The organism is Salimicrobium album (assembly GCF_900107115.1).
Taxonomy (GTDB): Bacteria; Bacillota; Bacilli; order Bacillales; family Halobacillaceae; genus Salimicrobium; species Salimicrobium album.
The window spans coordinates 287538-300503 of sequence record NZ_FNOS01000001.1; the positions used below are offsets into that span (position 1 = coordinate 287538).

General features: G+C 45.6%; 12 protein-coding genes. 4 read left to right on the forward strand and 8 right to left on the reverse strand.

Features of this window, described 5'->3' with window-relative positions; translation table 11 throughout:
* From BLU03_RS01455 to corA, 6 genes are all read right to left on the reverse strand, one after another.
* Window positions 1-948, reverse strand: coding sequence for a cyclodeaminase (locus tag BLU03_RS01455; RefSeq protein ID WP_076569548.1), 948 nt, complete (start codon window positions 946-948; stop codon window positions 1-3).
* Window positions 949-961: 13 nt separating this feature from the next.
* Window positions 962-2170 carry a M24 family metallopeptidase gene (locus tag BLU03_RS01460; RefSeq protein WP_008589588.1) on the reverse strand — a complete coding sequence of 403 codons (1209 nt, stop codon included), beginning with the start codon at window positions 2168-2170 and terminating at the stop codon, window positions 962-964.
* 219 nt (window positions 2171-2389) lie between these two features.
* Entirely contained in the window at window positions 2390-4048 is a 1659-nt protein-coding gene (locus BLU03_RS01465; protein ID WP_237757026.1) for a PucR family transcriptional regulator, read from the reverse strand.
* Window positions 4049-4077: 29 nt separating this feature from the next.
* Window positions 4078-5013: a pyridoxal-phosphate dependent enzyme gene (locus BLU03_RS01470; RefSeq protein ID WP_093105055.1), complete on the reverse strand. Its 936-nt coding sequence runs from the start codon at window positions 5011-5013 to the stop codon at window positions 4078-4080.
* 139 nt (window positions 5014-5152) lie between these two features.
* A complete protein-coding gene (locus BLU03_RS01475) occupies window positions 5153-5680 on the reverse strand; it encodes an HD domain-containing protein (RefSeq protein ID WP_008589582.1) in 528 nt (175 codons plus the stop codon).
* A 256-nt stretch (window positions 5681-5936) separates the two neighbouring features.
* Window positions 5937-6878, reverse strand: a complete 942-nt coding sequence (gene corA, locus BLU03_RS01480; RefSeq protein ID WP_245698660.1) for a magnesium/cobalt transporter CorA — start codon at window positions 6876-6878, stop codon at window positions 5937-5939.
* Between the two features lie 97 nt (window positions 6879-6975).
* Between corA and BLU03_RS01485 the strand changes: the two genes are divergently transcribed.
* Complete coding sequence (locus BLU03_RS01485) at window positions 6976-7563, forward strand: GNAT family N-acetyltransferase (RefSeq protein WP_076569541.1); 588 nt, start codon at window positions 6976-6978, stop codon at window positions 7561-7563.
* A 50-nt stretch (window positions 7564-7613) separates the two neighbouring features.
* Here BLU03_RS01485 and BLU03_RS01490 read toward each other — a convergent pair whose 3' ends face one another.
* On the reverse strand, window positions 7614-8540 hold the full coding sequence (locus BLU03_RS01490; RefSeq protein WP_093105060.1) for a manganese-dependent inorganic pyrophosphatase: 927 nt from the start codon (window positions 8538-8540) through the stop codon (window positions 7614-7616).
* A 144-nt stretch (window positions 8541-8684) separates the two neighbouring features.
* On the opposite strand from BLU03_RS01490, the gene BLU03_RS01495 reads away from it, so the two are divergent.
* The 3 genes from BLU03_RS01495 to BLU03_RS01505 all read left to right on the forward strand — a co-directional run bounded on the left by BLU03_RS01495 (window position 8685) and on the right by BLU03_RS01505 (window position 10531).
* Complete coding sequence (locus tag BLU03_RS01495; protein ID WP_008589575.1) at window positions 8685-8948, forward strand: hypothetical protein; 264 nt, start codon at window positions 8685-8687, stop codon at window positions 8946-8948.
* A gap of 129 nt (window positions 8949-9077) precedes the next feature.
* Entirely contained in the window at window positions 9078-9815 is a 738-nt protein-coding gene (gene nfsA / locus BLU03_RS01500) for an oxygen-insensitive NADPH nitroreductase (protein WP_093105063.1), read from the forward strand.
* Between the two features lie 11 nt (window positions 9816-9826).
* Window positions 9827-10531: an NAD-dependent protein deacylase gene (locus tag BLU03_RS01505; RefSeq protein ID WP_076569535.1), complete on the forward strand. Its 705-nt coding sequence runs from the start codon at window positions 9827-9829 to the stop codon at window positions 10529-10531.
* Window positions 10532-10603: 72 nt separating this feature from the next.
* Here the strand turns inward: BLU03_RS01505 and BLU03_RS01510 are convergent, their stop codons facing one another.
* Window positions 10604-12949 carry a penicillin acylase family protein gene (locus tag BLU03_RS01510; protein ID WP_093105065.1) on the reverse strand — a complete coding sequence of 782 codons (2346 nt, stop codon included), beginning with the start codon at window positions 12947-12949 and terminating at the stop codon, window positions 10604-10606.
* Between the last annotated feature and the right edge of the window lie 17 nt (window positions 12950-12966).

Consider the following 12966-nt stretch of genomic DNA (forward strand, 5'->3'; position numbering starts at 1 on the left):
TCATCCTCCTATAATTTGATTAGCGTATCTTGCGATGGCCGTATCCTGGGCTCCCGTGCCAGAAAGGTCGGTCACTGTTATCTGTTCTTCATTTCTTCTGGCGACGACCCCTTTGCCGGTAATCTCGCCCAGTTCGATCGTATTCTCTATTATATTGTTGTCGTTACAGGCACGAAGTTCCCCGAGCCTTCTGGACTGCAGCAGGGAATCACATGTAACGACGTCCGCTGTCGCCAAAACTTCTTCAGAAAGTTCCTGTTTATGCTCGGCGTCCGAGCCCATGGCTGTTATATGAAGACCCGGGTGCAGCCACTCTGCCTGCACAATCGGTTCACTGGCAGGAGTCGTGGTGACGACTATATCGCTTTTTCTCACAACTTCTTCAGCAGTCGCCGTGACAGTAACAGGAAGTCCAAGTTTCTCTTCCATTTCCTCCTTGAATTTCTCAGCCTTCTCCAGTGATCGCCCCCACACCCGAACATTTTTTAATGAACGAACGATGGTAAGCGCTTCCAATTGATATCTCGCTTGAGAGCCGGTCCCGATAATTCCGGCAGATGCACTATTTTCCCTGCTTACATGTTTTGCGGCTACAGCTCCGGCTGCCGCGGTCCTTAAATCAGTTAAGAGACCCTGATCTGCAAAAATTTTACGGATTTCCCCAGTCTCACTGTCTATCAGAATCATCATTCCATTCGAAGTCGGCAATCCTTTTTTCGGGTTATCAAAGAATCCGGTGGATAGCTTCACGCAAAAGCTTTCATACCCCGGGATATAAGCCGATTTAATATCAACCTCACCATTAAACTCAGAGATATCTATTCGCATAATTTCAGGCATAATCACCTGTCTGCTCGCCAGTGCGGTGAAAGCTTCTTCGATCACAGATACCAGTTCTTCGGTCAGTAAAAGCTTTTCTTCCAGTGTGCTGCGGTCAATTACTTCAATAGCAGTCCCCCCTTTACGAGCTTATTGAATCAGTATTGAAGCCGAAACTCTCTTTTCTGATCAGCTCCAGCGGATGAGTCGTGAAGAGTTCATACCCTGTTTCTGTAACACGGAACGTCGTGGAAATTTCTATTCCGTCATTTTCGAACCACAAAGCCGGAATAATGTGAAACGTCATGTTCGGTTCGAGCACCGTATGGTCGTCCTTTCTTATACTTACCGTATGCTCGCCCCAGTCCGGCGGGTAGGATAAACCTGTCGAATACCCGAGCCTTGCTTCTTTTTCAAAACCGTACTGCTTAATAGAGTTGCGCCATGCGGCCTCCAGATCACTGCATCTGGCTCCCGGCCTTATCACCTCCAGGGTGTTCCTTATCCCCTCTTCCACAACGGAGGCGACGTAATTGAGCCTTTCTCCCGGCTCACCGAGAGAGATAGTTCTGGCCATCGGAACGTGGTAACGTTTGTAGCAGCCTGCCGTCTCGATAACTACCGGAGAGTTTTCCTGAAATGGCTGGTCGGACCAGGTAAGGTGGGGCATGGAGGTATGGTCCCCCGTCGGCATCATCGGAACAATCGCCGGGTAGTCGCCCCCATATTCGGGGGTGCCGCTTATCAGGTGATAATATAACTTCGCAACTGCATCATTCTCCCTGACACCGGGCTGGATATAGTCAATAGTTTTACGCATCGCTTCGTCTACGATAATTCCGGCTCTTCTCATATACTCGATTTCCTGTTCGGACTTAATGAGCCTTACATAACCTACAAGGTTCGACGCATCGGAGAAAACAGCATCAGGAAGGGCAGCCTGCAGTCGTTGAAAAGACTTTGCCGTAAAATAGAACTGTTCCAATTCCACTCCGGTCCGTCTGTTTCCCTGTCCGATTTCTCTTAAAATTTCTCCGATGAAATCCATCGGGTGATATACATCTGAATGAACGTAGTAATCAGGATAGGCGATGACATTGTCATTGTATATCCATGTAGTCGCCTTAGCTCCGTTGGCATCCATCGTACGCCCAATCCACAGGGGCTGAGGCTCGTCTATGATTACAATCAGCATCTGGTGAACATAAAATGACCATGCATCATACCCCGTTAAATAATTCATGTTTGACGGGTTCGTTATACACAAGACTTCCAACCCGTTCTCCTCCATACGCTTTTTCGTTTTATCCAGCCTATTCTGATATTCCGTAATGTCGAACGGAAGCACCATGGTTATCCCCTCCTTTACCTTTGATCTTTGCAACTTTCTATATCTTATTTTACGTTATAAAAGGTTCGAATATAATGTTCTAATTGTATGAATATTCATTTATTTCTTTCGTACAAATGTGTCATACTTTTGCGTGTAGCATTCCTTCCCTTTCTTTATATGGAGCACAAAAAAACGGAAGACTTCAGAATGAATTCCAAAGCCTTCCGTATATTCTGCTTATTCTTTGATTAACATCCACATCCTCACACTTAATTCCAGCAAAAAGAAATCGTCTGCTTCGAGCAGGGATAGGCCGGTCAGACGTTCAATATTTCTCAGTCTGTGAAGCAGCGACTGACGGTGAAGATTCATGGCCCGGGCAGTCTGACTTACGTTTGAATTGTACTTGTTGTATACCATGAAGGTGTGCAGGAGGTCCGCCTGTCTCTTTTCATCGTACTCTATAAGGTCTTTTAAAGTATACGTGACGAGGTCGACCACTTCTTCGTTTTTTGAAATGGAAAGCAATAAACGGTTAACCTTCGTATCAGCAAAAAAAGTACGAAATCCCGCTTCTTCACGCCTGTACCCGAATCTGAGTGCCGTAACAGCTTCCTGATAGCTTTCGTAAAAGGCTTTTATCCCGTCCCCATGAAAAGAAATTCCCCACGAAACGGTAATACCTGCAAGTAATTCATGCAGCCGCCTCTCTACGAGATCAAGAAACTGATGGGTCGTCTCCATATAAGATTCTTTATCAGCCTCCAGAAATATAATTACCCGACCATCTTCAAAAGCGGTCATCCGTTCCCTTTTTATCTGGTCGGCCGCATGCTGGATCTCCGACTGGACGTAATAGTTTCTGCTGTGCATGGAGGAAGAAGCCACGTTACTGTCGATGGAGGTTACGTGCGTCTGAATTTCCTTGGAGAACTGTATGTCCCCTGCAATACAAACGTAAGGTTTCTCAAGATTATATCCGAGCAGATGCCCTTTTTCCATTAAACCGTCACTGATTTCTTTATTCTCCCGTGCAAGATCGAGCAGAAAATTATCTCTCAACCTGATTTCCGTCATTTCGATGGCGTTCTCCTTCACAAAGAAAAGAGCACAGGCAGTAACGGCATGCTCAAGTATAGTGAGGTCCGAGGCACTGAACGCCCCTTTCCCTTCTTTGAAAAGGAGATATCCCTGCTTTTTATGGTTGGATAGAATAGTTAACTGATAACATTCTCCACTGTCGAATTCATACTTCTCTATCGGGTAGTGATGTTCAAGATAAGAAGTTTGAGTAAAAGGTACGGAACGGTACGCCCCTGCCTCATTTTGATTCAAAATGTCTATCATTTTCCTGTCAAAATAATGATTGGCACGTACGTTGCGATCTTTATCACTTATAGCGACGGGGATGGAAGTGTGTTCGTATACCAGTGACGAAATTTCCTTCAAACCTTCTCCGTTCAGCACACAATCCACCATTTCCTGACGGATATGTTCCACAAATCGCTGTTCTTCTCTTTTTTCTTCAGAAATTGCCTGCAGAACTTCCTGCATAATATCTCCGAACCTGACCTCCCAGGGAACTTCCAGAAGCACGACCCCATTCCTCTTGCATTCTTCTACAATTGTATCGGGAATAGTGAAAATATACCGTCCCGTAGCAAAACCGATAGCAGACGCTCCTGAATCGATAACGTCTCTCGTATACTGTTCCAGACACTTCGGGTCATTGCTGCATCCCATTCCGGTCGAAAGCACGAACTCCTTCTGTTTGACGAAGTCCTCCACCGGCGTTTCGATAACACTGATCCACTCCACCATCTGTCTGTGAAGTAAAGAAGAGGGAGTGAGAAGTGTCGATTTTTCCATTACAGGCAATTCCATTATATCGCTCATAAGCAGCCCCATTACGTATCACCCGGCCTCTACAGTTGTTTCAGTATTTCCGCCCCGATATTATTCCCAGTTATTAAAATGACTACATTCTCTCCCTTTGGCAGCCGCTCTTCCAGTATCCATCCGACCCCGGAAGCAGCCGCACCTTCTATCAGCATTTTATGTCTGTCCAGCATGAATTTGATCCCATTTCCAATCTGTCTCTCCCCGACAAGTACGCTTTCATCCATCACCTGTTTCGTCATTTCATAAGTTAACGTATTCTCCTTCCCGAGCCCGCCGAGAAGGCTGTCAGCAAGCGTATCCTTTTCGGGAAGTGTAACCGGACCTCCCCTTTCGATACTTTCATGCATGACGGCACCTCCTTCCACGGAGACACCGGTAACCTTGATGGCTCCGTTGATCTTTTTGAGGCACGTGCCCACCCCCGACATCAGTCCTCCTCCGGAAAGAGGAACTAACACGTGATCCACAGAAGGGCACTGCTCTATTATTTCAAGTCCGATCGTCCCCTGCCCTGCAATTACTGCTTCATCATCAAACGGGGGGACTACTGTCACATCCGGAAGGGAATAACAGTATCTCTCAGCTTCGTCCTGACTTGTGCCGGTAACGACGACCCGGGCGCCAAGCTCCTCCAGACGTTTCTTCTTTACATCGGGGACTCTTTCAGAGATACATATAGTCGCAGGTATGCCTTCCTCCCGTGCCACATAGGCGACAGCAATGCCGTGGTTGCCTGTTGAAAACGCGGCCACCCCTTTTGCCTTCTCCAACTCAGTGAGCCCTTTTATTTTATTGGCAGCTCCTCTCAGTTTAAATGCCCCCGTAGGCTGTTCCGTCTCCAGTTTGAGATATACGTTCGCTCCCGTCTTTTTTGACAGAGCGTCCGAATATATACAGCGGGTTTTTTCTATCAGGGAATCGATCCGCTGTTTCGCCCTGTAAAACTGCTGCAGCTGCATAACACTCCTCCTTTCGGATTTTTCTGATAAGTAATTATAGTATACATGAAAAAAGGTGCGCGCTTAAAGCGCACACCCTGTTTTATAACGAAAATCGACTATGAGGTTCTCCCCTGCTTAACCGTACGGGCGACGTTTCTCAAACGCTTCCTGCATGAGGGTTTTCTACTGGGAAAATCTGTTCATCCAACTTCTGCAGCCTGCGGACAGCTTCTTTCCTCTCCATATTTCTGTAATGATGGCGTCCGTGCTCCTCTTCATTCAGCGTGTCCGCTTCCCATACCGCATTCTGCAACGGAGACCGCTGTGACCCGAGAGCGAAAGGAAGATAGCTGTCCGTATGAAGCAGTACACAGAGGGAGACTTCTTTGGCCGTTTCCCGGTCTTCCCCGAGCCGGATCAGAAGTTTGTGAGCCCGTTCCGCACCTTTGATTGCGTGTATATCGTGTTTACGGTATTCATCGTAATTCCATTTTCCATCTGTATACCATTCGTAATGACCGATGTCATGCAAAAGAGCAGCTTTCGCAGCAATTTCTTCGTTAAGGTCACGTTCACGTGCAAGAGAAAAAGCGGTCTCAGCAACCGTTATCGCATGATAGATGCCTGAGCGTTGAAGATATTTTTCTGTTATCCAATGAGAAAAAATGTTCTCTAACGTTACCATTTCCCTCGCCTCCTCTCCGAATTTTTACTGTTTAATATAGCATTATTCCCCTTTATGAGCAAATTTAAAACTATTCTTCCGAACCTTTACCTGTTCCGTTATAAACAGAGACGAACCGCTGCCTGAACAACCGCATACTCCCATTGTTTCCCGGGGTCTCTTGTGAAACAATGGCTGAACAGGCGAGCAGAAGAAAATAGCAGTCGACTCTCTTCTTGAGAGCCGGCTGCTGCATAAATACGCCTGCCGGAAGCTTTTAATCAAACCATCCTTTTTTCCTGAAAAACACTATCATAGCAAACGCCATAATAATCATTAACGCCCAGACGATGAAATAGCTGTACTGGTATTGAAGCTCAGGCATATAGGCAAAGTTCATTCCATACACACCTGCTATAAACGTCAGCGGCAGGAAGATCATCGATACCACCGTCAGAAACTGCATTGTTTTGTTCTGTCTGTGCGATGTCATAGACAAATTACTGTCCCTTATATCCTGAGTCATTTCGCGGTTTGAGGCGATCATATCGGAAACTTTCAGTAAGTGATCATAAATATCCCGGAAATACTCCTTATGTTCGTATACATTTTCGAGATCATGCGTATAAAGCATACGATACACCATGTCTCTCATCGAATGTATCGTCTGACGCATCCGGAGCAGTTCCGAACGCCGGTCGAACAGTTCTTCCAGCATATCCTCCATCGATAAATCGTTGGTGTTATCTTCGAGATCGTTAATCTGATCCTCAATGGAATAAATGATTGGGAAGTAGGCATCCACCACCTGATCAAGAATTTTGTGAAGTATAACTGCTTCATCATAACGCTCGGGTCTTTGCTTTACCTGTTCCTTCACTTTTTCGATAACTGACGAAGGCTTCTTATGATAGGTGACGAGCACTCCCTCTTTTAAGAATACGTCGATCTCCCCTTTTTCAAGTGTATGGGGATCAAGCGTATGCAACACAAAAAAATTGTGATCCCCATACCCGTCCAGTTTGGGGCGCTGCAGATCCTGGAAACAGTCTTCCACCGCAAGAGGGTGAAAGGAAAAATCACTTTCAAGCACTTTTTTCTCATCTTCGGCCGGACTGTCGAAGTCCACCCATTTCCACTCGTAAGATGCAGTTTTCCGGTTTACGTATTCACCGGTCTGCAGTCCGCTTTGAGATTCGTATACTAAGCTATGTAACATAATTTCACCTCTTTCGTCCCTGTTCATATTCCCACATTAGCCCCTGCATAATCTGATATACTTAATGAAAAATGAAAAAGGAAGGTATAATATAACTATGGTCAGAGAAATCAACTTACAAAAAAACGACATCACTCTCAGAAGCATCAGGGACGAGGATCTTCCTCTCCTGTACCAGCTGATTCACGGAGAAAAGGAACCGCTCTGGAAAAAGTACGAAGCCCCTTTTTACTCACTGGAACCTCACACATTGGAAAGTTACACAAACAGAGAAAATGCCCGGAAACAGCGGTTATCCGAAAATGAAGTCGACTCAAGACTTGTGATAGAGACAAACGGTGAAATCGTCGGTACCGTCGTCTATTACTGGGAAGAAAAACTGTCCTATTGGCTTGAAGTCGGGATCGGCATTTACAATCCGGCGTACTGGGGAAAGGGGATAGGAACCAGAGCCCTTAACATGTGGATCGACTATCTGTTTAGAGCCATGCCTCTCGTAAGAATCGGTATAAGAACCTGGTCCAAAAACGACCGGATGCTTCAGCTTGCTTCCAAACTGGGAATGAAAGAAGAGGCCAGAATAAGAAAGGCCCATCTTTACCGTGATTCCTATTACGATTCTGTACGCTTCGGCGTATTGCGGGAAGAGTGGTATCTTCCCGAAGAAAACATGCATAACGGATAAAAAAATACTGCCCGTTCAGACTTTCGGGGCAGCATTTTTATGAAAGCAGTTCAGCCGAATACTTTGTTCAATGGTGGTACGACCTGTTTTTTACGTGAAACTACACCTTCCAGTACAGCCTGGTCATCTTCGAGCTTAACGTCAAAAGCTTTCTCCACTGACTCTTTCTCCGTTCCTACTGTAAGTACTGTGGAGTCACTGTCGAGGATATCGGTAATCAGTAAAACAAAGAGATCATAATTGTTCTCGTCTACTTCTTTTTGCATAGCGTTTTCAAGCTCTGTTTTCCGCGTCAACACATCCGAAGTATCTACCGTATTCACCTGAGCTATCCTTACATTTTTTTCACCCATATCGAATGCTTTTGCATCCAGGGAGATGAGTTCTTCCGCGGACTTATCACTGATATCTGTTCCCGCTTTCAGCATTTCAAGTCCATACTCTTCAAGATTGATGTCTGCTTTCTCTGCAAGTTCCCTGGCAGCTTTCTCATCTTCATCCGTACAGGTCGGTGATTTAAAAAGAAGCGAATCGGATATAATGGAAGAAGCCATAAGTCCGGCCATCGTGTCCGAGACCTCCACATCGTTTTCTTTATACAGTTTGTTCAAGATTGTTGCTGTACAGCCGACAGGCTCTGCACGGTAATAAAGCGGACTTTTCGTTTCGAAGTTAGCTATACGATGGTGATCGATGACTTCTTTGATCTCGACTTGATCGATATCATCCGCACTTTGTTGAAACTCGTTGTGATCCACAAGAATGACTTCATCCGTTTCGTCCGCTACTGTTTTCACAAGACGCGGAGCTTCCTGATTGAAATAATTCAACGCATATTCCGTTTCCCCGTTCACTTCTCCGAGACGAACCGGCTCCACGTCGATCCCGAGTTTCTTTTTCAAATCGGCATATACGATAGCTGAACAGATCGTATCCGTATCAGGACTTTTATGTCCAAAAATTAAAGTTTTTGTCATGTTTATACCCCTTTCCTTTACTATTACGTACCCTAACCGATTATAGAATAAATAACCGGTAACGTCTATCCTTCTGTCGCCCTTGACATTATTCTTATCTGTGTTATTATTTAAAGAATACAATCTTATAAAGGAGGTTTGCCAATGTCGATTCTATTTGCCAATGAGCTGATAAAGTGGATACTTTTCCTTGTGTTTCTGGGAACAAGTTACATGTCTTATCAGTCTTATAAAGATGGAGTGACCGGACGTCAATTTACGCTTGGACTTCTTCATCTGTTTATCAGTCCTTTTTTTGCATATTCAATTGGACCACTCATTCTTGGTCTGGGTCTGATTCAAATTTACATGAGTACTATACAGTGGAAAAACAAAAAAGCCGCAAGACTTTTCAGTCGCATACACTAATCTGACCTCTATGTAATTCTTCCAGCCGGCCGCCTCCTCTTCGGCCACCGACCTTCTATTCGTGCGAATCGTTTTCTCTTTATGCTAAACTTTTAAAGAGAAGATTTGCACAATAGGAGGTTTTTTTAAATGAATTCAACAATAGAAACAATTTTGAATCACCGCTCTATACGTTCGTTCGAAGATACTCCCCTGGAAGATAAAACTATACGGACACTTATCGAATCCGCCCAGCAGGCTTCCACCTCAAGCTATATGATGGCGTACTCCATCATCGGGGTGACCGATGAAAACAAAAAACAGGCTTTAAAGGAGATATCCGGGCACCCGCATGTAACAAATAATGGACATCTGTTCATCATGTGTGCGGATTACAGAAGGATCACTTATGGAATGGATGAAGAAGTCAGGGACGATGTTGAAAAAAATCTGGAAAATACCGAACATCTCATGACTGCCGCTATTGATGCCGCCCTTGCCGCTCAAAACATGGCTATAGCCGCAGAATCAATGGGGCTTGGAATGTGTTACCTCGGAAGTCTGAGAAACAATATTACAAAAACTGATGAAATCCTTAACCTGCCCGGTCGCGTCGCTCCGCTGTTCGGCATCGCTGTCGGTGTTCCGGCCGAACAGCCAGAGAAGAAACCGAGACTACCAATGGAAGCTGTGTATTTTGAAAATGAATACAAAGAGCATAAAGATATTATTGAAGAGTTTAATCAGAATATCAGTGATTACTATGCATCGAGGTCCTCCAATCAACGTCGTGACACATGGACTCTTCAGATGCAGCGCAGATTTAAGAAACCGGTCCGCATGGATGTCACAGACTTTTTAAAAAGTAAGGGATTCAACAAACGATAAAGGGTGAGAGTATGATCCAGCAAATAAAGTCTCTTATCAACAATTCCGATAGTATTGCCGTATTAACAGGCGCGGGGGTATCGACAGCAAGCGGTATCCCTGACTTCCGTTCGAGTGAAGGACTGTGGACGGAAGACAAATCCAGAGAAGAGCTTATGTCTGCAGACTATTTTTACGAAAATCCGGAACGGTTCTGGCAATTTTACAAGTCGATATTCCGACTGAAACTGCTTCAGAATTACGGCCCGAACCAGGTTCATCATTACCTGAAAAGCCTTGAAGAGGAAGGCAGAGAAGTAAATATCATTACTCAAAACGTGGATGGTCTGCATGCAGAAGCGGGAAACGAAAATGTTACGGAATACCACGGTACTCTGAAAACAGCTACCTGTCCGGACTGCCATACGACGTATTCTTTCGAAAAGGTACTGGCTGAAGATGTGCCCGTTTGCACGTGCGGAACCGTGCTGAAACCGGATGTCGTTCTATTCGGAGATATGATCCATTCACACGAAAAAGCTGAAACGATGGTCAAACAGGCGGATATGCTTCTCGTTCTCGGTACGTCCCTTAGCGTCATGCCTTTCAATATGCTTCCTCTGGCAGCAACCGGTCCCAAAGTGCTGATCAATAATCATCCTACGTCGATGGACTATATGTTCGATTACCATATTCATGATGATTTATCCAGAGTTATAGAACAACTGAAAAAATAATGCACTTCAAAACCCCGGACATTTCTATGTCCGGGGGTTTTGATATGACAGGAACGTTTTGCCGCCTGATTTTTATTCAGGCGAAAGTATCAGCTTCTCTCCCTCGTCTTCGTCCAGTAGTGTACCATGATAGTCTCCATCCACCCAGTCACTATATTGATTGTGATACCATTTACTGTTAAAACGCTCCGACTGTCCGGGCCCTACTATGTGATAGCCTTTATCCATTTCGTCCGTATCAAGGATAAAGCGCCAGGAAGCTCCGTGATCCACTTTCCCGTTGCCATTATATCCTGCCGCTCTCACCGTAACCCGGCTGCCACTCACGGGCAACGGTTCTTTCCGGTTATAAAACTTATCAAGGAAAGCTATATTTGAAAGAGGGTGTGTGAATTCCACCTGGTGATAATCTCCCCACGCCCACTCCTCCGGATTCTTCCCGTAATCCTCCTGAAGCTTATTGAATGAGTCCCGGAAGGCCTGCGTAATCACTTCCCCGCTTCCACCTGCTTCCTCCATCCATGCGGATTCTTTTCCTTCTCTTTCCATACGGAAAATTTCGTCCGTCGTCTGTGCTTTCCCGTGAAATAACGAATCGATATCATCAGGAATACTTGCGTAAAGACGATCCTCTATTTCATTTAACCAGTGATGGAAAAGCAAGGGCTGTGGAGCTTCTTTGTTATCCTCATAGTTCCATTCCTTAAGCAATTCCAGAGCTTCCTCTTCTTCCGCCCTCAGATTATTCTCATTCATTTCTTCCACGAAGAATGGAACAAATTCCTCAGCCTGCAGATTTTTAACATCCATCTGCATTTTCTTCACATCCTCCACAGTTACGGCGTCATCTTCCTCCAGCATTTCAGCTATCCGTTCATATCTGTAAGGCTGCGCCCAATTATTCGTAATATGGTAAGGGTACTCTTCTGTCGTGATTTTATTGTTCGCTGTAGCGATCCATCCCCTGTCCGGATTGACAACTGTCGGTAATTCATCGAAAGGAATGAAACCTTTCCACTGATCCTCTTCTTTCCATCCCCTTAAAGGAAGGCCGGCATCGTCCGGGTTATCGTAAACAGGGATCTTTCCATTCGCCTTATATGCTATAGTACCGTTACTTGAAGCGAACACAAAGTTCTGAGCAGGAGTATGAAAGTCTTCGAGTCCTTTTTCAAATTCTTCCCAGTTCGAAGCCTGATTAATGTTGAGTATGGCTTCCAGTTCTTTTGAGGGGTCATGTGCCGTCCAGCGCATGGATAAAGCTTCCCCCTCCCCGGCTCCTTCTGCGAATTCATTAATGATCGGCCCGTTTCTCGTTTCGACCACTTCATATTCTATCGTTTCCCCGCCACTTACTTTTATCGGTTCCTGATGCACCACAGCATCCTCCCACTTTCCTTCGAACAGAAATTGTTCACGGTTTTCCGGATTTCTTTTCTCGACGTACAGCTGTTGCACATCAGGACCGACGTTTGTCACGCCCCAGGCTACGTCATCATTATGACCGAGAATGATTCCCGGTACCCCTGCAAAAATAACACCGCTCACGTTGTGGGAAGGAGCACTCAGTTTCATCTGATACCAGATCGAAGGACTGGCGATTCCGAGGTGAGGATCATCAGCAAGCAGAGGTTTCCCGGACTCCGTTCTCTCTCCGCTTACCACCCAGTTGTTGCTGCCATTAAAAGGGTTAGGCATGACCGCTTCAGTAAAGTCTCCCGCTATATCAAGATTTACATCATCGAGCACAGCCGGTTTATTCTCCGGGTAATGGGCCATCACTTCGGAGGCCTTCTCTTCAGAAAAATTATTCATCGCGTAATACTGAAAAGCCTGGCGTTCCCAGTGCCCTCCAAGGTCATGTGCCATAAATTTTCCTATTGTCAGAGAATCCACCGGTGTCCACTTCTCAGGTTTCGCCTGCAGAAGTGTAAATGCCGGGGGCAGCCGGTTTTCGGCATCCGCTTTATCAATGTATGCATTCACTCCCGAAGCGAATGCCTCCAGAGCCGCCTTTCCTTCTTTGGAATATTCTTTTAAAGATGCTTCGGCCGCTCTCCTTAATCCGAGCGCTCGAAAAAACTTGTCCTGTTCCACCGTAGAGGACCCGATCAGCTCACTCAGTTCGCCGGAAGCCTGACGACGGGAAAGTTCCATTTGCAGCAGGCGGTCCTGAGCCTGTACGTATCCTTGAGCCATATATAAATCTTCGACGGAATCCGCTTCTATGTGAGGCACCCCTTCCTCGTCCCTCAGAACAGTAACTTCGGAAGATAGCGCTTCCAATTTAAGTTCGCCTTCCGTATCAGGAAGCGTTCGCTGGATAAACACTATAATAAACAGAGCTGCCGCCAGAATTAACACACCTGCAATGACGGCTGCTCGAGTCAATACTCTCTTCCAACCCGTTTTTTTCACTTTTTTCTTCCCCCTTT

Coding starts and splice junctions, on each gene's coding strand:
- BLU03_RS01460 (WP_008589588.1), bottom strand. CDS start 2,170: ATGGTGCTTCCGTTCGACATTACGGAATATCAGAATAGGCTGGATAAA.
- BLU03_RS01465 (WP_237757026.1), bottom strand. CDS start 4,048: ATGAGCGATATAATGGAATTGCCTGTAATGGAAAAATCGACACTTCTC.
- BLU03_RS01470 (WP_093105055.1), bottom strand. CDS start 5,013: ATGCAGCTGCAGCAGTTTTACAGGGCGAAACAGCGGATCGATTCCCTG.
- BLU03_RS01475 (WP_008589582.1), bottom strand. CDS start 5,680: ATGGTAACGTTAGAGAACATTTTTTCTCATTGGATAACAGAAAAATAT.
- corA (WP_245698660.1), bottom strand. CDS start 6,878: ATGTTACATAGCTTAGTATACGAATCTCAAAGCGGACTGCAGACCGGT.
- BLU03_RS01485 (WP_076569541.1), top strand. CDS start 6,976: ATGGTCAGAGAAATCAACTTACAAAAAAACGACATCACTCTCAGAAGC.
- BLU03_RS01490 (WP_093105060.1), bottom strand. CDS start 8,540: ATGACAAAAACTTTAATTTTTGGACATAAAAGTCCTGATACGGATACG.
- BLU03_RS01495 (WP_008589575.1), top strand. CDS start 8,685: ATGTCGATTCTATTTGCCAATGAGCTGATAAAGTGGATACTTTTCCTT.
- nfsA (WP_093105063.1), top strand. CDS start 9,078: ATGAATTCAACAATAGAAACAATTTTGAATCACCGCTCTATACGTTCG.
- BLU03_RS01505 (WP_076569535.1), top strand. CDS start 9,827: ATGATCCAGCAAATAAAGTCTCTTATCAACAATTCCGATAGTATTGCC.